Here is a 24,639-nt window from a genome sequence, read left to right as displayed (position 1 = left end):
GCGGCTCAGCGGTTGCCGGCCGCCTTGATGACGGAGGCGACGGCCGGTCCGGCCGCGTCCACACCGTGACCGCCGCCCTCGACCTCGGCGGCGACGGCGATGTTGCCCCGGAAGGCGGTGAACCAGCTGTTGGTGGTGGTGATGCCGGTCGCCTCGGCGGAGCCGGTCTTGGCACCGGCGTTGTCCGAGATCCCGGCCATCACGTCCTTGGCGGTGCCGTCCTTGGCGGTGGCCGCCATCATGGCCTTCAGCTTCGCGGCGGCGTCGGGGGAGAGGTCGCGGGCGGCCTTCTGCTGCGGCAGCTCGGCGACCAGGATCGGCTGCTTGAACGTGCCGCTCTGCACGGTGGCGGCCACCGAGGCGATGGCCAGCGGGTTCATCTGGACCTTGCCCTGGCCGATCGACTGCATGGCCTGCTCGTCCTTGTTGGTGCCGGCGTCCGGCACCTGGGCGTCACTGCTGCGCAGGCCGGTCTGCCAGTTCAGGCCGAGGCCGAAGACGTCCTTGGCGGTGGTGGTCAGCGCACCCGGCTTGAGGCTGGCCAGGCCCTGGTCGATGAAGGCGGTGTTGCAGGAGATCATGAAGTCCTGCTGGAGGGTGTTGTTCGGGTACACCTCCTTGAACGAGTTCGGGATCGCCTGCGGGTTGCTGCTCTTCGCCGGGCAGGCCACCACGGTGTCCGGGTTGACCCCGGCCTCCAGCAGCGCGGCCGAGGTGACGATCTTCATCGTGGAACCCGGGGCGAGCTGACCCTGGAAGGCCCGGTTCTGACCGGTCACGGGCGCGTTGGCGAAGGCCAGGATCTGGCCGGTGCTCGGCTCGATGGCGATGATCGAGCCCTTCTTGCCCCCGAGGTCGGTCATCGCCTTCTCGGCCGCCGCCTGCAGGGTGGCGTCGACGGTCAGCTTGAACGGCTTGGCGGGCTTGGGCTCGACGATGGTGAACAGCCGGTCCACGGCGCTGTTCGGGTCGGCGGGGTTGGTGATCACCACGCCGCTGCCCGCGTCGCTCTGGTCCTTGTTCTGCTCCGCGAGGAGCTTCTGGACCTTCGTCTGCGCCTCGGTGACCAGCGACGCGGTGATCGAGGGGCTGTTCAGCGCCTTGTTGTTGCGGTCCACGACGTTGCCGGGCGGGGCGAGGACCGGCTGGGTGGCGATCACCTCGCCGGGGGCCAGGTGCGGGTGCAGGACCGTCGGCGCCCAGTGCACGGCCGGGGTGTCGTCGCTCATCTTCACGACGTTGAGGAAGCCGTTGTAGTCCCAGACCCGGTTGGTGCCCTCGAACTCGGCGCGGGCCTTGAAGCCCATCAGCACGCCGGTCGGCCCGGGCGTCGCCGCCGCCGACGGCGTGTCGGTGGCGGCGGCGGTCGGCGCGGCCGTGCCGGAGGCGGCGGGGGCCGACGGCTTCGCCGGAGAGGGGGTGCCGGTCGCCGAGGCGAAGGCCGCCGGGGTGGCCGGGCCGGCCGGCGCGAGGGTCAGCCCGCTCGGCTTCACCTGGTCCCGGAAGGCGGTCAGCGCCGTGGTCGCGGTCGCCGGGTCGTCGGTCAGCGAGGCCGCCTTGGCGAGGTCGCCCGCCGCCCAGGCCGCCAGGAAGTCCTTGGCGCCGGCCGCCGCCTGCTCGGCGCTCGGGGGCTCGGCGACCACCGTGCGCGGCTTCTTGGCGGGTGCCTCGTCCGAGTCGCCCGAGCCGCCGACGAGGCTGTACGCCCCGTAGCCGCCCGCCGCCAGCATGGCGACGGCCACGCCGGTGATGATGCCGGTCTTCGCGCCACTGCGCATGGTGCTGCTCCCCCAAGGGTCGGGCGATCGGGCCGCAGCCGGAGGTGGCCGGATGCGCGTTCGGTGCCCAGCCTAGGCAGCCGAACTCCGTGCGCCGACGAAACGCCCGGGTCTTGTGACGGATCTGGTACGTGTCGCACACCGCTCCGGTACCCTCCCCGCCCCGCGCCCGGGGTCCGTCAGATCCAGCTGTTGAACCACATCCGCTGTCGCCAGTCGTCCATCGGAATCGTCTCGCCCGTATACAGGGGGTAGAAGAAGAGAAAGTTCCACATGATCAGCAGGACGAGCAGACCGGCACCGGCCGAGCCGATGATCCGGCGGTCCCGGGAGGCTCCCGCGGGCCCGATCATCGCACCGATCAGCATGGTCACCGCGAGCACCAGGAACGGCACGAAGCAGACCGCGTAGAACAGGAAGATGGTCCGCTGCTGGTAGACGAACCAGGGGAGGTAGCCGGCCGCCAGGCCGCAGAGCACGGCGCCGGCCCGCCAGTCGCGGCGGACCGCCCAGCGCCAGAGGCAGTAGACCAGGGCGACGGCGCCGGTCCACCAGAGCAGCGGGGTGCCGATGCCCAGCACCTCGCGGGCGCACTCGCTGACCGTGCACCCGGCCTGGCCCTGCTTCGGCGACTCGTAGAAGAACGAGACCGGCCGGCCCACCACCAGCCAGCTCCACGGGTTCGACTGGTAGGTGTGCGGGTCGCTCAGGTGGGTGTGGAAGTCGTAGACCGTCGAGTGGTAGTGCCAGAGCGCGCGCAGGCCCTCCGGGATCCAGGGGAAGTCGGTGGACCGGCCGACCGCCCAGTCCCGCCCGTAGCCGCCCTGGTTGGGGACGGTGCTGCTGGCGAACCAGCCCCACCAGGAGGTGATGTAGACGACCACCGAGGTGCCCACGATCGAGACGAAGGCGGGCACCGCGTCGCGCACCAGCGTCCACAGGTACGGGCGGCTCGCGCCGGCCAGCCGGCGCGAGCCCACGTCCCACAGCACCGTCAGCAGGCCGAAGGCCGCCGCCACGTACAGGCCGCTCCACTTGGTCGCGCAGGTCAGGCCCACGCAGACGCCGGCCGCGATCCGGTACGGGCGCCAGCCCAGGTTGATCCGGTGGGCGAGCCCCGTGTCCGGGCCGTCGCCGATCCGGGCGGCGATCCGGGCCCTGGTGCGGTCGCGGTCCAGCAGCAGGCAGCCGAAGGCGGCGAGGATCCAGAACATCACCACCAGGTCCAGCAGGGCGGACCGGCTGAGCACGAAGTGCAGGCCGTCCACCGCGAGCAGCAGCCCGGCCACGCAGCCCAGCAGGGTGGAGCGGAAGAGCCGGCGGGCGATCCGGGCCACCATCAGCACCGAGAGGGTGCCGAGCAGGGCCACCGCGAACCGCCAGCCGAAGGGGTTCATCCCGAACAGCTGCTCGCCGGCCCCGATGATCCACTTGCCGACCGGCGGATGCACCACGTACGAGGGGTTCGACTGGTACGGGACCCCGGCGCCCGCCATGATCTTGTCGTTGGCGCCCTCCGGCCAGCTGATCTCGTAGCCGCCGTGCCAGAGCGCGTAGGCGTCCTTGGCGTAGTACGTCTCGTCGAAGATGATCGCGTTCGGCTGCCCGAGGCCGGTGAACCGGAGCAGTCCGGCGAACAGGGCCACCGCGAGCGGGCCGAGCCAGCCCGCCCAGCGACAGAGCCAGGACCAGAGCGGCGCCGGCAGGGATATGCCCAGGCGGAGCAGGAGCGGCGAAGGGGGGACCCGCTTCGGCGTCACGCCCCGGCCGTCCGGCATCGGCGGCGCCAGGCGCTCGGCCTGCGAGGCCTTGAGCGCCGGGGTGTAGCCGAACCGGGCGAGACCGCGGAGCCAGGCCGGGCGCGGTTCCCGGGCGCCGTCGGCTCCGGTGTCGCCGGCGGTGTCGCCGACGGTGCTCGTGCCGGTGCCGGCCGACGGCTCGGGGCCCTCGGCGTGGCCCCGAACACGGTCGGAGACGGGGCCGGGGCCGGGGTCGTCCCCCGGGGCGGCCTCGCGCGGACCCGGCAGGGCGGACGACGGCTGGTCCGTCAGGACCGGCACGCCGACGTCACCTCGCGGGGTGTGGTCTGTACCAGTAGGCGTCTGGGCCGCCGTGTCGCCATTCACCAGCCACATGGTAGGGGTGTGTCGTGAGCGTGGGACGGCTCCCTCCGAAGCTGCCCGAATCGTCACCAAAAGCGCCCGGGCGCCGGTTGCTGGAAGGATGGGGTCCGTGACAGGAGTACTCGTTCTCGCAGGCACCCCCATCGGCGACGTCTCTGACGCCCCTCCCCGGCTGCTCACCGAGCTGGCCACCGCGGACGTGATCGCCGCCGAGGACACCCGGCGGTTGCGCCGGCTCACCCAGGCGCTCGGGGTGACCACGGCCGGGCGGGTCGTCTCCTACTTCGAGGGCAACGAGGTCGGCCGCACCCCCGAACTGGTCGAGGCGCTGCTCGGCGGCGCCCGCGTGCTGCTGGTCACCGACGCCGGGATGCCGTCGGTGTCCGACCCCGGCTACCGGCTGGTCGCCGCCGCGGTCACCGCCGACATCAAGGTCACCGCCGTGCCCGGGCCGTCCGCCGTGCTCACCGCGCTGGCGCTGTCCGGCCTGCCGGTGGACCGCTTCACCTTCGAGGGCTTCCTGCCCCGCAAGACCGGGGACCGGGCCCGGCAGCTCGCCACCGTCGCCGCCGAGCCGCGCACGATGGTCTTCTTCGAGGCCCCGCACCGGATCGCCGAGGCGCTGGCCGCGATGGCCGAGGCGTTCGGGGCCGACCGGCCCGCGGCCGTCTGCCGCGAGCTGACCAAGACCTACGAGGAGGTCAAGCGCGGGCCGATCGGCGAGCTGGCGGCCTGGGCGGCCGAGGGCGTGCGGGGGGAGATCACCGTGGTGGTGGCCGGCGCCCCGCCGGCCGCGCCGCAGGAGCTGACCCCGGCCGAGCTGGCCCGGCTGGTGGCCGTCCGGGAGGAGGCCGGCGAGCGGCGCAAGGAGGCGATCGCGGCGGTCGCGGCCGAGCTGGCGCTGCCCAAGCGGGACGTGTTCGACGCCGTGGTGGCGGCGAAGAACGCGGCGGCGGCCGGGGCCTGAACCGGGCGCCTGAACCGGGGGCTTGGTTCGGGGGTTCGAGCCGGGGTTCGAGCCGGGGTCCTGGCCGGGGCCGGGGCGGTGCGCCCTGGCGGGCCGGACCCAGGCCACCCGGCCACCCCGGCCGTCCGGCGCGGGGGTGCCGGTGGACGGACCGGCGCGTACCTTGGAGAGAAGGCCCCGGTAAACGCCCACCCAGCTGAAGTTTCGGTCGAGGTTTTCGGGCAGGAACCACCCTTTCGTATAGGGATTCCCAACCCGCCTCCAAGTCTTCACAAGACGGGCATCGGCGGGGAGGTTCCGGGCATTTCCTGGGATGGAAAGACCCAGCCGGGCGAGCGTCCGGCGGGCGCTGGGAGACGGCTATGAGCGAGACGATCGGTAGCCCCCGCGGCGGCAACGCCCTGAGCGACCCCGGCCCGAGCAGCCCCGGCCCGACCGGCCGGCCGCACACTCCCGTCGAGACCGTCCGGGAGGCCTACTCCTTCGCGTGCCTGAGCTGCGGGTACGGGTGGGAGCAGGCGTACGACATCGAGCACCACGTGGCCCGTGACGGGCACGTCGTGTTCGAGTACCACGCCAACGGTGTCCGGGTGCCGTCGCCGCTGCTCAAGCCGACCTGCCCGGGCTGTGGCGGCCACACCGTGCGGATCATGCGCGAGGGCCGGGTGGCCGTCGCCGAGCGGACCGGCCAGCACGCCCCCGGCTACCCCGACCACGCCGAGCCCGCCGGGCCGGTCGTCGCCCGGCCGGTCCGGACGCGCGGGGCGGCGGAGGGTGCCGGCGCGGCGGGAGGAGCCTGGTCGCGGTTCTGGGCGCGGCTGCGGGGCTGATCGGCCGCGAGGCTGCGAGGCCGCGGGGAGCGAAGGGACCGAAGGGTTCTCGGGTTGGACGGCCGGAGGGCCGGGCGGTCGCGCGGGCGGTCCGGCCCCTCGGACGGGTCCTGCCCGAGGCTGCGGCGAGGCCCCTCGCCGAGCGACCGGTCGAGGGCGGTCCGCGCACCCGACTAAGCTTTCCGACCATGGCGGCCACTGCAGACCACAGCACCAGCAGCACCGGGGGCACCACCTCCGCGTACTACGTCACCACCCCGATCTACTACGTGAACGATCGCCCCCATCTCGGCCACGCGTACACCACCGTGGCGGGCGACGTCCTCACCCGCTGGCACCGCCAGCGGGGCGAGAAGGTGTGGTACCTGACCGGCACCGACGAGCACGGTCAGAAGATCCTGCGCACCGCCGAGGCCAACGGCGTCACCCCGCAGGAGTGGTGCGACAAGCTGGTCGAGGAGGCGTGGAAGCCGCTCTGGCAGCACCTGGAGATCGCCAACGACGACTTCATCCGCACCACCCAGGAGCGGCACACCGCCCGGGTGCAGGAGTTCGTCCAGGACCTGTACGACAAGGGCGAGATCTACAAGGGCGGCTACTCCGGCCCGTACTGCGTCGGCTGCGAGGAGTACAAGCTCCCCGCCGAGCTGCTCGACGGTGCGACCGAGGACGAGAAGCTCTGCCCGATCCACAAGAAGCCGGTCGAGTGGCTGGAGGAGGAGAACTACTTCTTCCGCCTCTCCGCGTACGGCCCGAAGCTGCTGGAGTTCTACGCGGAGAACCCCGGCTTCATCGCCCCCGAGACGGCCCGCAACGAGGTGCTGCGCTTCGTCGAGCAGGGCCTGCAGGACCTCTCCATCTCCCGCTCCACCTTCAACTGGGGCGTCCCGCTGCCCTGGGACGAGAAGCACGTCCTCTACGTGTGGGTCGACGCGCTGCAGAACTACATCACCGCGGCCGGCTACGGCGCCGACCCGGAGCGGTTCGCCGAGCTGTGGCCCGCCTCCGTGCACCTCGTCGGCAAGGACATCCTCCGCTTCCACGCGGTGATCTGGCCCGCGATGCTGATGGCCGCCGGGCTGCCGCTGCCCAAGCGGGTCGTCGCCAACGGCTGGCTGATGGTCGGCGGCGAGAAGATGTCCAAGTCCAACCTGACCGGCATCTCCCCGACCGACCTGACCTCGCACTTCGGCGTCGACGCGTACCGCTACTACTTCCTGCGGGCGATCCCGTTCGGCACCGACGGTTCGTTCTCCTGGGAGGACTTCGCCGCCCGGTACACCTCCGAGCTGGCCAACGACTTCGGCAACCTCGCCTCCCGGGTGGCGGCGATGGTCGGCAAGTACTACGACGGCGCGCTCCCGGCCGCGACCGCCCACGGCGACGCCGAGCAGGCCGTCGCGGACGGCCTCGCGGCGGCGGTGCGGACCGCCGACCGGAAGATCGGCGAGGAGCTGGACTTCGCCGGCGGGCTCGCGGCGATCTTCGAGTTCGTCAAGCAGGTCAACGGCTACCTCACCGAGCAGGCGCCCTGGAAGGTCGCCAAGGACGAGTCGGCCGAGGGCCGGGCCCGCCTGGCCACCATCCTCTACACCGCCGCCGAGTCCCTGCGCGCCACCGCCGTGCTGCTCAACCCGGTGATGCCGGCCACCGCCGAGAAGCTCTGGCTCTCGCTGGGCGCGGCCGAGGGCCTGGGCGCGCTCGCGGAGCAGGACGTCGTCGGTGCCGCCCGATGGGGCCTGCTGCCCGTCGGCTCGACCGTCACCAAGGGCGACATCCTGTTCCCGCGGCTCGAAGAGAAGCCGGCCTCCTGAGGCCTGCCCTCGCGGCAGAGAAGAAGGACGACGACTGATGCCGAAGAAGGACGACGACCGGTCGACCCCGCCTCCGCTGCCGGCCCCGCTGGCGGTGGCGGTGGCCGACTCGCACACCCACCTGGACATGCAGTCGGGCACCCCCGCCGAGGGCCTGGCGCGCGCCGCCTCGGTCGGGGTGACCACCGTCGTCCAGGTCGGGTGCGACGTGCCCGGCTCGCGCTGGGCCGCCGAGCTGGCGGCCCAGTACGAGCAGGTGCACGCGGCCGTCGCGCTGCACCCCAACGAGGCGCCGCGGATCTTCCTCGGCGACCCGGACGGCTGGTCCGGTCAGCGGCGGGCCCCGGGAGGGGCCGCCGCCCTGGACGAGGCGCTGGCCGAGATCGACGCGCTCGCCGCGCTGCCGCAGGTCGTCGCGGTCGGCGAGACCGGCCTCGACTACTTCCGTACCGGGCCGGAGGGCGTGGAGATCCAGAAGGAGTCGTTCCGCCGCCACATCGAGATGGCCAAGCGCCACGGCAAGGCCCTGGTGATCCACGACCGGGACGCGCACGAGGACGTCATCGCCGTCCTGCTGGCGGAGGGCGCCCCCGAGCGGACCGTCTTCCACTGCTACTCCGGCGACGCCGGGATGGCCAAGGTCTGCGCCGAGCACGGCTGGTACCTGTCGTTCGCCGGACCGGTCACCTTCAAGGCCAACCAGCCGCTGCGCGACGCGCTGGCCGCCACCCCGCTCGACCGGATCCTGGTCGAGACGGACGCGCCCTTCCTCACCCCGCACCCCTACCGCGGCCGCCCCAACGCCCCGTACCTGATCCCGGTCACGGTGCGGTCGATGGCGGACACCCTGGGGCTGCACGAGGACGAGCTGTCCACGGCCCTCGCGGCGAACACGGCCCGGGCGTTCGGGTACTGATCCGATCGAACGAACATCGGGTTCCGGAGGAACGGTTCGGCACTCCCTGGGCAGTCCCGGGGCACTCCCGGGCCGACCAGCATGAGTGCAGTGAGGGAGCCTCGGCGTCGACAACCTGCCGAGCGTCCACGAGTTCCACCGGGACGGGGAAGGGGGCGTCCACCTGCCCGTCGCGCAGCACGAGGGCGTGCTGCGGACCCCGGTGCCGTACCCCGTGGAGATCGGCCTCGCGGCGGTCGTCGAACTCTGAGCACCCTCCGCGCCCGTATCCTTGGCGCGTGAGCACCACCGACCCCACCCCTGACAGCCATCTGCTCGGCGCCGCGGACATCCGGGCCCTGGCGGAAGCGTTCGGCGTCAAGCCGACCAAGCAGCGCGGGCAGAACTTCGTCATCGACGGCAACACCGTGCGGCGGATCGTCCGGGCCGCGGGGGTGACCGCCGAGGACGCGGTGGTCGAGGTCGGGCCCGGGCTCGGGTCGCTGACCCTGGCCCTGCTGGAGGCCGCCCGGCACGTCACCGCGGTCGAGATCGACCCGGTGCTCGCCCGGCACCTGCCGGACACCGTCGCCGCCCGGATGCCCGGCAAGGCCGACGCCTTCGACCTGGTCCTCAGCGACGCCATGGTGGTCACCGAGCTGCCCGGCCCCGCGCCGACCGCGCTGGTCGCCAACCTCCCGTACAACGTGGCCGTGCCGGTGCTGCTGCACATGCTCGCCACCTTCCCCAGCATCGAACGGACGCTGGTGATGGTGCAGAGCGAGGTCGCCGACCGGCTCGCCGCCAAGCCGGGCAACAAGGTGTACGGCGTGCCGTCCGTCAAGGCCAACTGGTACGCCGACGTGAAGCGGTCCGGGGCCATCGGGCGGAACGTGTTCTGGCCCGCGCCCAACGTCGACTCCGGGCTCGTCTCGCTGATCCGCCACGAGCCCCCCGTCACCACCGCCACCCGGGACGAGGTGTTCGCGGTCGTCGACGCCGCGTTCGCCCAGCGCCGCAAGACCCTGCGCGCCGCACTCGCCGGCTGGGCCGGCTCCCCCGCCGCCGCCGAGCAGGCACTCGCCGGCGCCGGGATCGACCACAAGCTGCGCGGCGAGATGCTGACGGTGGAGCAGTTCGCCGCGATCGCCGAACACAAACCGGAGTAAGGGCCCTCAGTGAGCGTCACGGTACGAGTCCCCGCCAAGGTCAACGTCCAGCTGGGAGTCGGCGGACTGCGCGCCGACGGCTTCCACGACCTGGCCAACGTCTTCTTCGCAGTCGCCCTCGGCGACGAGGTGACGGCGACCCCGGGCGAGCCCGGGCAGGGCGTCACGCTCGGCTGCACCGGTCCGGACGCCGACGCCGTCCCGCTGGACGGGAACAACCTCGCCGCCCGCGCCGCCCGGCTGCTCGCCGCCCACCACGGCCTCGCCGAGCCCGACGTCCACCTGCACATCGCCAAGGCCATCCCGGTGGCCGGCGGCATGGCCGGCGGCAGCGCCGACGGTGCGGCGGCGCTGGTCGCCTGCGACGCCCTGTGGGGCCTGGACACGCCTGCGGAGGTGCTGCTCGACCTGGCGGCGGAGCTCGGCTCGGACGTGCCGTTCGCCCTGGCCGGCGGCGTCGCGCTGGGCCGCGGCCGCGGCGAGCTCCTCGAAGCGCTGCCCGTCACCGGGACCTTCCACTGGGTCTTCGCGGTCGCCGACGGCGGCCTCTCCACCCCCGCCGTCTTCCGCGAGTGCGACCGCCTCCGCGAGGAGGCCGGCACCGGCTCCGCCGCCACCGAGGTACCCACCCCCGACGCCGACCCGGCCCTGCTCGCCGCCCTCGCCGGCGGTGACGCCGTCGCCCTCGCCGGGGCGCTCGCCAACGACCTCCAGCCCGCCGCGCTCTCCCTGCGGCCGGCCCTGGCCGACACCCTGCGGGCCGGCACCGAGGCGGGCGCGCTCGGGGCCCTGGTCTCCGGTTCCGGACCGACCTGCGCCTTCCTGGCCAAGGACGCCGACGCGGCCGAGGCCGTCGCCACCGCGCTGCGCGCCTCCGGCAGCTGCCGGGCCGCGCACGCCACCCACGGGCCGGTGCCCGGGGCGGCGGTCCTCGCCGGGTGAGGCGGCCGGGGGCTCCGTCCCGCGGGGCGCGGACGGCTCCGAGCGGGGCGGGCCCCGCCCCGGCGAACCGCTCGGCGGCCGGGTCGGCCGAGGCGGCCCACTAGGCTGGGGAGGATCGGGGCTCCGCCCGAGCCCCGATTCCTCGAACCCTGGAGCGCAGCACACGTGGCCGTCAACCTCGCCACCATCGAGTCCGTCACGAAGGTCTACGGCACCCGGGCCCTTCTGGACGGGGTCAGCCTCGGCGTCAGCGAGGGCGACCGGATCGGCGTCGTCGGACGCAACGGGGACGGCAAGACCACCCTGATCCGGATGCTCGCCAAGCTGGAGGAACCGGACGGCGGACGGATCACCCACTCCGGCGGCCTCCAGCTCGCCGTCCTCACCCAGCACGACTCGCTCGACCCCGAGGCCACCATCCGGCACGAGGTCATCGCCGGCCGCGCCGACCACGAGTGGCTCGGCGACGCGCGCATCCGCGACATCATCGAGGGACTCTTCGGCGGACTCGACCTGCCCGGCTTCCCCAACGGCCTGGACACCGTCATCGGCCCGCTCTCCGGCGGCGAGCGCCGCCGGATCGCGCTCGCCAAGCTGCTGCTCGGCTCGCCCGACCTGATCGTCCTCGACGAGCCCACCAACCACCTCGACGTCGAGGGCATCGCCTGGCTCGCCAAGCACCTCCAGGCGCGCCGCTCCGGACTCGTCTGCGTCACCCACGACCGCTGGTTCCTCGACCAGGTCTGCACCCGCATGTGGGACGTCCAGAACGGCGCCGTCCACGAGTACGAGGGCGGGTACTCCGACTACGTCTTCGCGCGCGCCGAGCGGTCCCGGATCGAGGCCGTCGAGGAGCAGAAGCGCCAGAACCTGGCCCGCAAGGAGCTCGCCTGGCTGCGCCGCGGCGCCCCCGCCCGCACCTCCAAGCCGCGCTACCGGATCGAGGCCGCCAACGCCCTGATCGCCGACGTCCCCGACCCGCGGGACAAGAGCGAGCTGATGAAGTTCGCCAACGCCCGCCTCGGCCGTACCGTCTTCGAGCTGGAGGGCGTGACCGTCAAGGCCGGGCCCAAGCTGCTCCTGGAGAACCTGACCTGGCAGCTCGGCCCCGGCGACCGGATCGGCCTGCTCGGCGTCAACGGCGCAGGCAAGACCTCGCTGCTGCGCGCGATGCGCGACGCGTACGCCTCGGAGGGCGACGTCCAGCCCGCGTCCGGCGTGATCAAGGTCGGCAAGACGGTCCGACTGGCCTACCTCTCCCAGGAGGTCGTCGAGCTCGACCCGGACATCCGGGTCCTCCAGGCCGTCGAGCAGGTCCGCTCGCGGGTCGACCTCGGCAAGGGCCGGGAGATGAGCGCCGGCCAGCTCTGCGAGCAGTTCGGCTTCGGCAAGGACAAGCAGTGGACGCCGGTCGGCGACCTGTCGGGCGGCGAGCGGCGCCGGCTCCAGCTGCTCCGGCTGCTGATGGACGAGCCCAACGTGCTCTTCCTGGACGAGCCCACCAACGACCTCGACATCGAGACGCTCAACCAGCTGGAGGACCTCCTCGACGGCTGGCCCGGCTCCATGGTCGTCATCAGCCACGACCGCTTCTTCATCGAGCGGACCACGGACGTCACGCACGCGCTGCTCGGCGACCAGCGGATGCGGATGCTGCCGAACGGCGTCGACGAGTACCTGGAGCGGAGGGCCCGGATGGCCGCCGCCTCGGCCCCGGCCGTCCCCGCTGCGGCCTCCGGCTCCGCCACCGACGCCACCGGGCTGTCGTCCGGCGACGCCCGGGCGGCGAAGAAGGAGATGCAGAAGCTGGAGCGGCAGATCGCCAAGCTGGACCAGAAGGAGTCCAAGCTGCACTCCCAGCTCGCGGAGCACGCCGCGGACTTCTCCAAGGTCGCCGAGCTGGACACCCAGCTGCGGGCGGTGCGGGAGGAGAAGGAGGAGCTGGAGCTGAGCTGGCTGGAGCTGGCCGAGCAGGTCTAGGCCGGTACCGGGTCGGCTCTGGGCCGGATCTGGGTCGGTACTAGGTCGGCTCTGGGCCGGATCTGGACCGGTACTGGGTCGGCTCCGGGTCGGTCCACGTCCGGCGAGGGCGGCCCCCCGGCGCCCTGCGGGTGCCGTGGCGTCCGCCGGCCCTCTGCGGTCGGCCTGCGGGTGCCTACCGACCACCGTCGGGCCGACCACTGCCGAGAAGCGTGTCCAGCTCGTCCGCCGCACGGCCCAGCGCGCTGCGCGCCGGGTCGTGCGGCCGGGTCGGCCGCACCGCCGCGCGCGTGGGCGGACGATGCGCGCGGGCCGCCGCCGTCAGATCGTCCAGCGCCCGCCGGACCCGCGCCACCTCGACCGGATCCGGCACCCGGCCGCCGTACCGGCGCTGCGCCGCGAACGCCGCCACCGCGCCGCTCAGCCGCTCCAGCGCGGCCGTCGCCGGCAGCCACTGCGCGGCCAGCCGCCCGGTCGGCGGAGGCTCGGAGAGCCCCCGCTCCACCTCCGACCGGGCGTCGGCCAGCGCCCGGTAGGCGGTCCGGCGCAACCACACCTCGGCGAGCGGCTGGGGACCGTCCGGCTGCGCCACGGAGGCCAGGTAGGACTCCAGCGCCGCAGCCGCCGTCACCAGGCGCGGCTCGATCCGGTGACGCGCACGCTCCGGCCAGAGCAGGTAGCCGAACAGCAGCACGATCGCGCTGGCCAGCACGGTGTCCAGCAGCCGGGGCCAGAACTCGGCCGCCCCGCTCTGCCCGCCCAGCTGCAACAGGACCAACGCCATCGGCGTCATCACCACGGTGTTGAGCCCGTAGTGCGCCGCCGTCGCGTACGGCAGCAGGGCCACACAGAGCGCGGCGATCCCGGTCAGCGCCCAGGCGTCGGTGGTCAGCGAGAGCAGACCCGCCGTCACCGCCACCCCGAGGACCGTTCCGACCGAGCGGCTCACCGCACGCAGGAACACCGACCCGAGGTCCGGCTTCAGCACGAAGGCGATCGTCATCGGCACCCAGTAGCTCTTGCTGAGCGGCAGCGACGCCGTGACGGCCGAGCCGACCGCGATGCAGAGCGCCACCCGCAGCCCGTACCGGACCGAGGCGGCCGACAGCAGCCGCACCCGCAGCCGCCACGGATCCGGCGGCGGGGCGGGCGCGGTGCCCGGCGCCGCCTCGCGGCCCGCGACCGTCTCCGAGGCCGCCCGCAGAGCCACGTCCAACGCCCGCCGCGACGGCGTGTCCGGCAGCCAGTCCGGCACCGGCACCTCGCCGCCGCCGCGCTCCACGGCCCGCGCCAGCCGGGCAGGCACCTCCGCCACCTCGGCCGGGACCGGCCGCCACGCCCACAGCAGACCGGCCGCCGCCTCGGTCGCCGCCAGCGCCGCCTCGTACATCCGGCGGAGCCGGACCGTGCGCGGCGAATCGGGCAGACGGGGGCGGGGCGGGGGCAGCAGGTCCTGCACCTGGTTCAGACGGGCCGTCAGCACCTGGCGGGAGGCCGCGCCCTGCGGCGTACCGAGATCGGCCAGCACCCGGCCCAGCGCGTCGTACGCGGCCGCCAGCGCGCGGTTGCGGGGATCCGCCGCGGGCCGCCGGTAACTGCGCGACGGCAGGCCCAGCAGGACCACGAACGCCGCACCGGCCAGCATCATCGGCGCCGCCGCCCACCAGGGGTGAGGCAGCGGCATGCCACTGCCCAATGCCGCAGACACCAGCAGCAGCATGCCGGCCGCCGAACCCCGTGGGCCGGTCGCGCTCAGCGCCCCCGAGACGAAGGCCGTGACGGTCAACACGGCGCCCAGCGTGAGCGCAGCCGGCTGGAGGTGCTGCAGCGCGGTGCCGATCAGCATGCCGAGTGCCGACGCGAGGACGGCTCCGCCGATCCGCGGGGCGCGCAGCCGGACCGGCTCGATCCGGTCGTTCATGGTGGCGTGCATCGCACCCAGCCCGGCGAACACACCGAGGTCCACCCGGTGCGTGAGCAGGCCGACCGCCAGCGGCACCGCCATGCCGAACGCGGCGCGCACCATCAGCGCGAGCGGCAGCGGAGGCCGCGCCGGCCGGGCGGCGCGGGCCCACCAGGGGGCGTCGGCGGGCGGGGCGGCGGTCACGAGGCTGCGTCCGATCTGCTGCGGGGCCTGCCCCGGGTGGAGAGCGGGGCGGCCCGGATCGCTGCTGTGCGACATTGCGCGGCAGATGAGGTCGTATCCGGCGGAACCGGACCCGATCAGTCTAACCGTCGGGGCGGGGCGGCCTCCGGGTGCGCCCGCCGGGTGTCCCCGGCTGTCGGGGGCCGCGGGCGGGGGCCACGGTCGGGGCCACGGGCGGGCCGGCCCCGGGGCGCGGGGCCCCTCGCCGTGTGTCACGTTCGTACCGATCGCATACAGGCGGGCCATGGTCCCTGCCCGTCCGACGGGGCGGTGGCTACCATGGCCGGGGCGGCACCCGGCCTACGGGCGGACGGGTGCGCCCGGGCGGGACGATGCCGGTCGTCCGGCCCGTTCCGCTTGCACGGCCGTGTAGTTGACGGTGCGTCGCCGCATGGCGCCGGGGGCGCCCCGCGAACGGGGGAGAGGTGGACTGCTGTGCCAGGCGAGGCTGGACCGGGCGGCGCGGGCTGGGCGGACGGCCCCAACGGCGAAGTGAAGCCGTGGTCGCTCGACAACAGTTGGATCGGCAGGACGGCCGGTCAGGTCCAGGTCGACGTCAGCGCCACAGCGCTGGTGGCGGCGTTCGGATCCAAGGACGTCAAGGTCGAACTCGACACGCTGATCAACTTCAAGAAGAAGGTCGACGCGTTGCTGGCCTCCCTGGAGGGGTCGGAGGCCGCCCAGCACAAGGTCAAGGAACAGAAACTGGCGGAGGGGAACCTCGGCACCGGCTTCAGTGAGTCCAAGGACCTGATGGCCGCGTACGACAAGACGCACGCGGCGATCGCCCAGCTCTCGAAGGCCTTCGCCGACCAGATCGGCAGGATGAGCGCGGCGGTCGCCCAGACGGCGGGCACGTACGGGAGCAACGAGGAACACCAGACGGCGGCGGTCAAGGCGGTCGCGAAGAACGCCGACACCTACATTCCGGCGGCCGGACCGCACGGACCGGCGCCGAAGCAGGGCGGTGGCGGGTCTTTCTCATGACGCCGCTCCGGGGGAAGAGTTCCAGTGACACGGGGAGCAACTGATGGCAGGCGGGACGAACTTCGAGGGAATCGAGCACGCCAGGCTCAAGTCGATGGTCATCAACAGCGATCCGACGAAGGTGACCAGCCGGGGTAACCAGCTCAAGGCGGCCAGCCGGGTCCTGGACGACCTCAGTCGGGCGCTGGCCGCCCACCTCGGCCAGATCCAGTGGGAAGGCCCGGCCGCCGAGAGCTTCAAGACCTGGGCCACGGACCTGAACAGGTCGGCGGCGATGATCAGCGAGTACTCGAAGGGTGCCGGCGACGCGATGGTCCAGGCCGGCGAGGCGCTGAGCACCGCGAAGACCGGCGTGCCGGAACCGCCGAAGACCGACATCGACACGGTGGACCGCCACTCCAAGCAGCCCTGCCTGAAGCCCTCGACGGTGAGTGTGGCCGGGATCGGCAACCCGTCCGTGATGACCGACGCGATCATGAAGAAGGAGGACCCGACCTGGGTCTCCTACGCGGAGGCCGCGGCGGCTCACAAGCGCGTCGAGGCCGCGCACCAGGAAGCCATTCACCAGATGGAGAAGTTGGGGCAGGCGTACGAGGCCGCGACCACCAAACTGAACGGCCTCAAGCTGCCTGAGCTGCCGGGGGCGCAGGCGGACAACGGTGGCGTCGGTGATAGCGAGAATGTGTCGGTCGGGGGTGGTGGTTCTGCGGGCTCCGGCAGCTCCACGCGTAGTTCGCGAAGTGCTGGAGGCTATAGCGGGGGCAGCTACAGTCCGGCAGGTGCCGGCTACGGTGGTGGTGGCCGTTCCGTGGCCGGTCATCCGTCTGCGTCGGCTTCGCAGGGAACTGGCCCACTGGTCTCTGCCGCACCGAGTTCGTCTCCCGGTGGATCGGTGCTGCTGCCGCGAGACCCGAGCACGTCGGGGGCGTTTCCGTCGCCGTGGTACCCCACTGACCGGCCCGGTACCGGTCTCGACGGCCTTCCGCCCGGGTCGACGCCGCCCGGCTCGGCAGGCCCGTCGGGTCCTGGCGGCGGCGGTCCCGTGCCACCTCACGGTGCGGGAGGAGGCCCCGGGTATCCGGCCACTTCCGGCAACGGTCCCGCCCCCCACCCCGGTGGTGCGCCTGTCCCGTTCGGAGGGGTCGGTCCGTTCGGTGGCGCTGTCGCTCCCGTCAAGGGTGGTGGCGGATCTGTCCCGCCGAACCGGACCGGCACCTTCGGAGGCGGCAACCTTCCTGCGGGAAACGGTGGTTCGGGACCGAGTGGTTCCGGCCCGGTCTTCGGGGCGCGCGAGGCTCAGGGCCGGGCGGGCACGGTCGGTGGCCAGGGCGGCATCGGCGGGGTGGGCGGTGGCATCCAGCCGGGGACGGGCGGCTATGGCGGCGGCAGTGTGGTGGGAGGTGGCTCGCGTGGTCGCGGCTCCGGGTCTACCGGTGGCGGTGTCGTCGGTGGGCAGAGCGGCCCGGTGGCCGGCGGGGAGTTCACGCCGGGCGGGAGCGGCCTACGGAACCGGGGTTCGGGCGCCGGGGCTGTCGTCGAAGGCGGGGCGCGTCAGGTCCAGAGCGGCATGATGGGGCCGGGCATGATGGGCGGTACGGCGGAGCGGAGCGGGCGCGATCGCCGCAAGCGGGCCGACTACCTGCACGAGGACGAGGAGACCTGGACCAGCGGTACTCCGAGGAGTAATCCGGGCGTGATCGAGTAGAGCGGGAACGATCGCGCGGCCGTTGGGCTCACCCCGGTGACCGGGCGGACCTGTCCGGGGTGTGGTCCTTGCCTGACGGCGAGACCGACGAGGGAGCTGTGATGCGGCGGACGAGCGTGCGGGTGTGTGGACGGAAGTTCGCTGCGTCGGTGTTGGCGGCGGGGACTGTCGTCGGTCCTGCGGTAGGGCCTGCCGCCGCAGCGGACTCGATTCGCGAGCAGCAGTGGCATTTGGATGCCATGAAGGCCTCGGAGATCTGGAAGATCAGTAAGGGGCAAGGTGTCACGGTGGCGGTGATCGACAGCGGGTTCAAGTCGGACCATCCGGATCTGGTGGGGCAGCTTCTTCCGGGACGGGACTTCAGCGGCATCCCGGGAGGGGCGGGAACCTACACGGAGAGCCACGGAACGGAGATGGCAGCCCTGGTGGTTGGATCCGGGAAGGGACTGGGTGGGAACGGCGCCTATGGCCTGGCGCCGGGGGCCAAAGTCTTACCGATCAAGATCAGGAATAATGACAATTCCGCGGGTGTCAGTACATCCGAATTTCTGAAGCAGATTAACCAGGGAATTATTTACGCGGCCGATCACGGAGCGAAGATCATTAGCGTCTCCCAAGCGGGTTCTGCCTCGGGAACGTCGGTGCAGGATCTCGATGATCTGAAGGCGGCCGTCGCGCACGCGAACGCCAAGGGTTCCCTAGTGGTGGCAGGCGTTGGAAATTCGGCTCAGGCCGGAAATCCAGTGAAGTACCCCGCAGCGATTCCTGGTGTCATCGGCGTCGGGGCGGTCGACCGTTCTGGGACGGTTACGGCAGAGTCGGAGCAGGGGCCGCAGGTTGACCTCGCTGCGCCGGGTGCTGAGATCTTCAACGCTTGCACCGGTCCTTCGGGTTACTGTAAGGGGCACGGAACTTCGAACTCGACCGCGATCGTTGCAGGCTCGGCTGCTCTGCTGTGGGCGGTTCACCCTGAATGGAGTGCCAATCAAGTTGTGCGGGTACTCATCAACACCGCCGGGAAGCCGACGGACGGGTCCGATCGGAATGACATCGTGGGATACGGCATTGTGCGCCCGCGAGTTGCCCTGACCGAGCCCGGGGATCCGGGGCCGGCGGATGTGTATCCGATTCCGGAGCAGCCGGTCGGTGAATCCTCACCCGCTCCGTCCTCACCCGCTCCGTCCTCGGCGGTTCCGGCGGTTCCGGTGAGCCCGTCGGGTTCCTCGGGTGTTCCGGGGGAGGGTAAGGCGGCCGACGAAGCGGCCGGCTCGGGTGGTGTGGTGCCGGTGGTTGCGGCGGTGGTCGGCGGGTTGGTGCTGGTGGCCGGCGGGGTGGCGTTCGTCGTGGTGCGGCGGCGGTCGGCGCGGCCCGGGGTGGCGCCTCTGCCGCCGAGTGACAACCCGTACGTGCGGTAGCCCGACGGCAGGTGTGCCCACGCGCCTTGCGCGGCACACGGCCTTCTCCGGGCGGGAGTTCGGACCGGCGTGCGGGGCGGCGCGTGGTGGGGGCGAGGGCGCCGGTGTCACTCGGGTGGAGGCTGGTCCGGGGCGTCGGGAGGTCGCCAGGGTGGTGGTATGGGTGCGAAGGGACAGATGCGGCGGGCTGCGGCTGCGGCGCTGATCGGTACGGCGATCGAGTTCTACGACTTCTTTATCTACGGGACGGCGGCCGCGCTCGTCTTCGGCGGGGTGTTCTTCCCCGAACTGGGCACGGTGGGGGCGCTGTTGGCGGCGTTCTCGGTGTACGCGGTGGCGTTCCTGGCCCGGCCGCTGGGGGCGGTGGCGTTCGGGCACTTCGGGGACCGGCTGGGGCGGAAGACGACGCTGGTGGCGTCGTTGCTGCTGATGGGGCTGTCGACGGCCGCGGTGGGACTGCTGCCGGGGTTCGCGGTGTGGGGGTGGTGGGCGCCGGTGGCGCTGGTGGTGCTGCGGGTGTGCCAGGGGGTGGGTCTGGGCGGCGAGTGGGGCGGTGCGGCGCTGCTGGTGGCGGAGAACGCGCCGGCCGGGCAGCGCGGGCGGTACGGGGCGTATCTGCAGTTGGGGCCGACGAGTGGCTTCGTGCTGGCCAACGGGGTGTTCCTGGCGCTCCAACTGGGCCTGGACGAGGCTGCGTTCCGGTCCTGGGGTTGGCGGGTGCCGTTCCTGGCGTCGTTGGCGCTGGTGGCGGTGGGGCTCTTCGTGCGGCTGCGGCTGGAGGAGACGCCGCTGTTCAAGGGGGAGGTGCGGACGGGGGCGGAGCGGGCGCCGGTGATGGAGGTGCTGCGCGGGCACTGGCGGACGGTGCTGCTCGGCTGCGGCGCGATCACCGTGGGGTACGCGCTGTTCTACCTGACCACCACGTACGCGCTGGCCTACGCCACGACGGGACTCGGGGTGCCGAGCACGCTGGTGCTGTCGATGCTGCTGGCGGGCGCGGCGGGGAAGGGCGTGACGGTGTGGCTGAGCGCGCGGCGCAGTGACGTGTGGGGGCGGCGGCGGACGCTGCAGCTGGCGACGGTGCTGGCGGTGGCGTGGGGTCTGGTGCTGTTCCCGCTGCTGGAGACGGTGCGCCGGCCGCTGATGTTCCTGGCGCTGGCGGGCGCGATGGTGGTGCTGGGGTGCCTGCTGGGTCCGCTGGCGGCGTTCCTGCCGGAGCTGTTCCCGACCCGGGTGCGGTACACGGGGGCGGCGCTCACCTACAACCTGGGCGGGGTGGTGGGCGGGGCGACCACCCCGTTGATCGCGACCAGGCTGACGGAGGCGTACGGGACGGCGGAGCCGGTCGGCTGGTACCTGGCGGTGTGGGGGGTGGTGGCACTGCTCTGCCTGCGGCTGCTGCCGGAGACGAGCGGGACGGACCTGGCGGTGGCCGGGGCGCACGGCGGGCGTCGCCGGGTGACCGGCCGCCTGGGGGCGGAGGCGGACCCGGCGGCGTAGCGCGCGCGGTGGCGGGGGTCGGCCGGGGGCCGGCGCAGGCGCGGTGGCCGGGGCCGTGCTCCGGTCGCCGCTCCCGGAGGCCGAGTTGATGAGGTCGAGTTGGTGAGGTCGGTGGCGGCGAGCCCGTGCCGCCGGGGTAGGAAGGGAAGGCGGAGCGTCCGGGCGGGGGACCGCGTCCCCTCTGGTGACCGAGGGGGACCGGGGGCCCGGATCGCTACGCTGGCGGCATGACGACACAGGAGCGCCGTCCGGCGGTGGTCGGGCAGGCGCAGGGGCTCGATGTCTTCGCCCGGCTCTGTCCCAGCCGGGTCGTCTTCGCCGTCCTGGCGGACAAGTGGGCCCTGCTGATCGTGATGAGCCTCGGCGAGCTGGGCGGGCAGCGGTTCTCCGAGGTGCGGCGAGCCGTCGACGGGATCAGTCGCAAGATGCTCACCCAGTCGTTGCGCACGCTGGAGCGGCACGGGCTGGTCCGGCGCACGGTGTACCCGGAGACGCCGCCGCGGGTGGTCTACGAGCTGCTGCCGCTCGGCCTGCAGCTGGCCGATCTGGTCGCGCCGCTCGGTCGCTGGACCGAGGAGCACGCCCCGGCGATGCTGGCCGTCCGGGAGGGGCTCGACCGGGCGAACGGGGAGGGCTGAACGCGGCCGGATCCCGGCCCGGGTCGATTTCCCTTTCCGGCGCCGGGCCGTGTAGTGTCTTCCTTGTTCGAGCGGGCAGTGGTCAGGCCGGCCCGGACGAGGTGAACAAGCCCCTATAGCTCAGTCGGTAGAGCGTCTCCATGGTAAGGAGAAGGTCTGCGGTTCGATTCCGCATGGGGGCTCGGCAAAGGACCTCCGCCATCAGGCGGGGGTCTTTTTCGTGTGTCCGCCCTCGCGGTGGCGGTGAGACGGCCTAGCAAGTCGGGTACGGAATGCGCTGTGATGGTGCGTCATCGGCCACCTGTCCCGAGCGGGCGGGGGTGCGGGCCGGACGCCGACCTGGAGGGCCTCATGGGTGTTCGACTCGTGGTGGTCGACGACCACCGGCTACTGGCGGAGGCGCTGGCCACCGCGCTCCAGTTACGTGGTCACCGGGTGCTCGCGGTCGGCTCGCCGGCGGGGTCGGCGGCCGACCTGGTGGCGGGCCGGAGGCCGGAGGTGTGCCTGCTGGGCGTGTCCGCGCCGGCCGATCCGGGGGCCTTCGAGGGGCTGCGCCGGATCCGCCGGGAGCGGCCCGAGGTGGCCGTCATCGTCCTCGGCCCGGTTGGTGAACTGCGGGGAGTGGCAGGGGCGTTCGCCGCTGGTGCGGCCGGCTACGTGCCGAGCGACGAGCGGATCGAGGTGGTCGAGCGGGCCATCGCCCGGGCCCGGGCGGGCGAGGCGGCGGTCACCGTGGAGGTGCTCCGGGGCGCCTTCGACCAGTTGCTCAGGCCGGCGGCGGAGCCGGACGACGAGGCGGTCCGGCTGCTGCGGCTGCTGACCCGGCGTGAGGTCCAGGTGCTGGCGCGGATCGCGGACGGCGAGGACACCGCGGCGATCGCGGCGGGGATGCGGATCGCCGCGAGCACGGCGCGGACGCACGTCCAGCGGGTGCTGATGAAGCTCGGTGCCCGGACCCGCCTGGAGGCGGCGGCGGTCGCGGCGCGCACCGGGCTGCTGGACCGGATGGCCCGGCCCTAAAGCGTGGCGCGGCGCCGAATCCGCCCCGGTTCCACGGCCCGGGTCCCGTCTCCGGGCGCCCGGCGCGGGCCCGGCTCCGCCCTCCGCTGCGGGCCCCGGGCCGGGGTGCTCCGCCGTTCGGGAACGCGCGGCCCGGCTGCGGGTGCGAAGCCCGAAGTGTCGTGCGGGCGTACGGGGCTCGTACGGGCATCCGGAACCGGGTCAAACCTGGCATAGGGTGGCCGTCCCGATGGTCCGGAGCACCCTGGGGGCCAGGGAGAATGGGCCGCAGTCGTACGTACGTCTCCGATGGCCCGCCGACGGCGGAAACCATCGTCCGCTGGAGGTCGAGCATGAGTAAGTACCTGGTCACGGGTGGCGCCGGCTATGTCGGCAGTGTGGTGGCCGCCCACCTGCTGGAGGCGGGTCACCAGGTGACCGTCCTGGACGATCTCTCCACGGGCTTCCGTGCGGGCGTGCCGTCCGGTGCGGAGTTCGTCGAGGGCCGGATCCAGGAGGCCGGGAAGGTCCTGGACGGTTCCTTCGACGGTGTGCTGCACTTCGCCGCCTCCTCGCAGGTCGGTGAGTCCGTCACGGACCCGGAGAAGTACTGGCGCAACAACGTGGCCGGCTCGCTGGAGCTGATCAGCGCCATGCGCGCGGCCGGTGTGCGCAGGCTGGTGTTCTCCTCCACCGCCGCGACCTACGGCGAGCCGGAGTCCGTGCCGATCGCCGAGACCGCCCGCACCGCGCCGACCAACACCTACGGTGCCACGAAGCTGGCCGTCGACCACCTGATCACCGGCGAGGCCGTCGCCCACGGTCTGGCCGCCGTCTCGCTGCGGTACTTCAACGTGGCCGGCGCGTACGGCGCCTACGGCGAGCGGCACGACCCGGAGTCGCACCTGATCCCGCTGGTGTTCCAGGCGGCGCTCGGGCAGCGCGAGCACATCGCGGTGTACGGCGACGACTACCCGACCCCGGACGGCACCTGCATCCGCGACTACATCCACGTCGCCGACCTCGCCGACGCCCACCTGCTCGCCCTGGACGCGGCCAAGCCGGGCGAGCACCTGATCTGCAACCTCGGCAACGGCAGCGGCTTCTCGGTCCGCGAGGTGATCGAGTCGGTCAAGCGCGTGACCGGCCGCGAGATCCCGGTGCGGGTCTCCGGCCGCCGCGCGGGCGACCCGGCCGTCCTGGTGGCCTCCGCCGAGCGTGCCCACCGCGAGCTGGGCTGGACCCCGCGCCGCCCGAACCTGGACGACATCGTCGCCGACGCCTGGAAGTTCACCCTGGAGAAGAACGGCCTGTAGCCCCTGCGGGCCGGTGGCCCCGGCAGCCCGCCCCGGCGCCCGGGTCGGACACGCCGCGAACGGAGCGCCGCCCCCGTACGGACGGGGGCGGCGCTCCGGCGTTCCCGGCGGCCCGAGAAGCACCAAGTCGCGTCAATTTCTCACCTCCTGACGAAACTTCACCAAACCCCCACCGAGTCGGCGGCCACCCCGTACGCTGATTCCGGTACCGGTGGGGGCCGGCACCTCGGCTCTTCCGGGTATCCGGGAGGCGGGCGGCGCAGGAACGCCCGGGCGGCGGAGGCAGGACCGGGGCGCCGCCCCGGACACGGGCCGGAGCTGAGCAGGGGGGAAGTGACGATGGGACGGATCCGCGTCCTGGTGGTCGACGACCACCGGATCTTCGCCGAGGCACTGGCCGCGGCGCTCGCCGCGGAGCCCGATGTCGAGGTCGGCGCGGCAGGCAGCGCGGCTGCCGCGGAGCGGGCGCTGGAGCGTGCCGCCACCGAGGGCCGCGCCTTCGACGTGGTCCTGGTCGACGCGGACCTGGGGGTCGCCGAGGCGGGGGCCGCCGCGCGCAGGGCCCGCCAGCCGGGTGTCGATCCGCCGCCGGAGGTCCTTCGCCGCCGACCCGTCGCCTTGCCTTCGCCCCGCCGTCCGGCCGCGGTCCCCGGGGGGCCGGGCACCGCGACCGCAGGATCGTCCGGCCTCGCCGGACCGCTCGGCAGCGCCGGATCGCCCGGTGCCGGCGGCGCGCCCCCCGGGGCGCACGCCGTCCGCCAGCCGTCGGCGCTCCGCCCGGCCGCTCACCCGGCCGGCCCGTACCCGGCGGAATCGGGGCCGGGGACCCCGGCCGTTCCGGGTTCCCCCGCCGCCCCGGCGTCGACCGCCCAGGTGCCCGACGGCATCACCCTGCTGGCCCGGATCCGCCGCCACCATCCCGCGCTGCGGGCGATCGTCCTGGCCACCGCCGACGACCCGCACCGCGCCGCCCGCGCCCTGCACGCCGGCGCCACCGGCTGGGTGGCGAAGGAGAGTTCGCTGGCCAGGCTGCTGACGGTGATGCGGGGCGTGCTGCGGGACGAGACGCACGTGCCGCCCGCCCTGCTCACCGGCGTCATCCGGGAGCTCACCACCGCCCGCCGGGACCGCACCGAGAGCGAGCGGCTGGTCGACACGCTCACCCCTCGGGAGAAGCAGATCCTGCGCTGCATGGTCGCCGGCCTCGGCCGGCAGGCCGTCGCCGAGCGGCTCTACCTGTCCCCGCACACCGTGCGTACGCACATGCAGAACGTCCTCGGCAAGCTCGGGGTGCACTCCACCCTGGCCGCTGTCGCGGTGGCCCGCCGTGCGGGTGTCAGTCCGTCCGAGCCCGCCGCTCCTGCGGCCCCGTCGTCCGTCGCCACGACCACAGCTCCCGGCGCCGGCTGATCCGCCCGTCTCACCGCCGTACCGG

Annotated in this window: 18 protein-coding genes and 1 tRNA gene; 16 read left to right on the top strand and 3 right to left on the bottom strand. The window is 73.3% G+C overall.

Annotated features, from left to right (window positions below):
* Positions 1–5 precede the first annotated feature (5 nt).
* Both ABZY91_RS08345 and ABZY91_RS08340 read right to left on the bottom strand, forming a co-directional pair.
* Positions 6–1,778, bottom strand: coding sequence for a penicillin-binding transpeptidase domain-containing protein (locus tag ABZY91_RS08345; protein ID WP_355400768.1), 1,773 nt, complete (start codon positions 1,776–1,778; stop codon positions 6–8).
* A 179-nt stretch (positions 1,779–1,957) separates the two neighbouring features.
* The gene (locus ABZY91_RS08340; protein ID WP_355400767.1) at positions 1,958–3,838 is read right to left on the bottom strand and encodes a phospholipid carrier-dependent glycosyltransferase; all 1,881 of its coding nucleotides are present in this window, start codon (positions 3,836–3,838) and stop codon (positions 1,958–1,960) included.
* A 163-nt stretch (positions 3,839–4,001) separates the two neighbouring features.
* Here ABZY91_RS08340 and rsmI point away from each other — a divergent pair, with 163 nt between their 5' ends.
* From rsmI to ABZY91_RS08305, 7 genes are all read left to right on the top strand, one after another.
* A complete protein-coding gene (rsmI, locus tag ABZY91_RS08335) occupies positions 4,002–4,868 on the top strand; it encodes a 16S rRNA (cytidine(1402)-2'-O)-methyltransferase (protein WP_329883347.1) in 867 nt (288 codons plus the stop codon).
* A gap of 362 nt (positions 4,869–5,230) precedes the next feature.
* Positions 5,231–5,698: a hypothetical protein gene (locus tag ABZY91_RS08330; protein WP_355400766.1), complete on the top strand. Its 468-nt coding sequence runs from the start codon at positions 5,231–5,233 to the stop codon at positions 5,696–5,698.
* Between the two features lie 188 nt (positions 5,699–5,886).
* A complete protein-coding gene (gene metG, locus ABZY91_RS08325; protein WP_329883349.1) occupies positions 5,887–7,512 on the top strand; it encodes a methionine--tRNA ligase in 1,626 nt (541 codons plus the stop codon).
* Positions 7,513–7,549: 37 nt separating this feature from the next.
* Entirely contained in the window at positions 7,550–8,428 is an 879-nt protein-coding gene (locus ABZY91_RS08320; protein ID WP_355400764.1) for a TatD family hydrolase, read from the top strand.
* Between the two features lie 278 nt (positions 8,429–8,706).
* A complete protein-coding gene (gene rsmA / locus ABZY91_RS08315; RefSeq protein ID WP_329883351.1) occupies positions 8,707–9,576 on the top strand; it encodes a 16S rRNA (adenine(1518)-N(6)/adenine(1519)-N(6))-dimethyltransferase RsmA in 870 nt (289 codons plus the stop codon).
* A gap of 9 nt (positions 9,577–9,585) precedes the next feature.
* The gene (locus ABZY91_RS08310; RefSeq protein ID WP_355400761.1) at positions 9,586–10,518 is read left to right on the top strand and encodes a 4-(cytidine 5'-diphospho)-2-C-methyl-D-erythritol kinase; all 933 of its coding nucleotides are present in this window, start codon (positions 9,586–9,588) and stop codon (positions 10,516–10,518) included.
* Between the two features lie 165 nt (positions 10,519–10,683).
* On the top strand, positions 10,684–12,498 hold the full coding sequence (locus tag ABZY91_RS08305) for an ABC-F family ATP-binding cassette domain-containing protein (RefSeq protein ID WP_329883353.1): 1,815 nt from the start codon (positions 10,684–10,686) through the stop codon (positions 12,496–12,498).
* 175 nt (positions 12,499–12,673) lie between these two features.
* Here the strand turns inward: ABZY91_RS08305 and ABZY91_RS08300 are convergent, their stop codons facing one another.
* Complete coding sequence (locus ABZY91_RS08300) at positions 12,674–14,680, bottom strand: FUSC family protein (RefSeq protein ID WP_355400760.1); 2,007 nt, start codon at positions 14,678–14,680, stop codon at positions 12,674–12,676.
* 399 nt (positions 14,681–15,079) lie between these two features.
* Here ABZY91_RS08300 and ABZY91_RS08295 point away from each other — a divergent pair, with 399 nt between their 5' ends.
* From ABZY91_RS08295 to ABZY91_RS08255, 9 genes are all read left to right on the top strand, one after another.
* Positions 15,080–15,631, top strand: a complete 552-nt coding sequence (locus ABZY91_RS08295) for a hypothetical protein (protein WP_355400758.1) — start codon at positions 15,080–15,082, stop codon at positions 15,629–15,631.
* Between the two features lie 43 nt (positions 15,632–15,674).
* Positions 15,675–17,336, top strand: coding sequence for a WXG100 family type VII secretion target (locus ABZY91_RS08290; RefSeq protein ID WP_355400756.1), 1,662 nt, complete (start codon positions 15,675–15,677; stop codon positions 17,334–17,336).
* Between the two features lie 68 nt (positions 17,337–17,404).
* Positions 17,405–18,751 carry a type VII secretion-associated serine protease mycosin gene (gene mycP / locus ABZY91_RS08285; protein ID WP_355400754.1) on the top strand — a complete coding sequence of 449 codons (1,347 nt, stop codon included), beginning with the start codon at positions 17,405–17,407 and terminating at the stop codon, positions 18,749–18,751.
* A 159-nt stretch (positions 18,752–18,910) separates the two neighbouring features.
* On the top strand, positions 18,911–20,251 hold the full coding sequence (locus ABZY91_RS08280) for an MFS transporter (protein ID WP_355400752.1): 1,341 nt from the start codon (positions 18,911–18,913) through the stop codon (positions 20,249–20,251).
* A 227-nt stretch (positions 20,252–20,478) separates the two neighbouring features.
* The gene (locus ABZY91_RS08275; RefSeq protein WP_355400751.1) at positions 20,479–20,889 is read left to right on the top strand and encodes a helix-turn-helix domain-containing protein; all 411 of its coding nucleotides are present in this window, start codon (positions 20,479–20,481) and stop codon (positions 20,887–20,889) included.
* A gap of 109 nt (positions 20,890–20,998) precedes the next feature.
* A tRNA-Thr gene (locus tag ABZY91_RS08270) sits at positions 20,999–21,071 on the top strand.
* A 169-nt stretch (positions 21,072–21,240) separates the two neighbouring features.
* A complete protein-coding gene (locus ABZY91_RS08265) occupies positions 21,241–21,909 on the top strand; it encodes a response regulator transcription factor (protein ID WP_329883360.1) in 669 nt (222 codons plus the stop codon).
* 332 nt (positions 21,910–22,241) lie between these two features.
* On the top strand, positions 22,242–23,204 hold the full coding sequence (gene galE, locus ABZY91_RS08260; protein ID WP_355400749.1) for a UDP-glucose 4-epimerase GalE: 963 nt from the start codon (positions 22,242–22,244) through the stop codon (positions 23,202–23,204).
* Positions 23,205–23,543: 339 nt separating this feature from the next.
* A complete protein-coding gene (locus ABZY91_RS08255) occupies positions 23,544–24,614 on the top strand; it encodes a LuxR C-terminal-related transcriptional regulator (protein ID WP_355400747.1) in 1,071 nt (356 codons plus the stop codon).
* Positions 24,615–24,639 lie beyond the last annotated feature (25 nt).

The sequence above is a fragment of the Kitasatospora sp. NPDC002965 genome (assembly GCF_040611255.1).
Taxonomy (GTDB): domain Bacteria; phylum Actinomycetota; class Actinomycetes; order Streptomycetales; family Streptomycetaceae; genus Kitasatospora.
The sequence above is the reverse complement of the archived record's forward strand: the minus strand, read 5'-3'. Positions and strand labels throughout refer to the sequence as shown.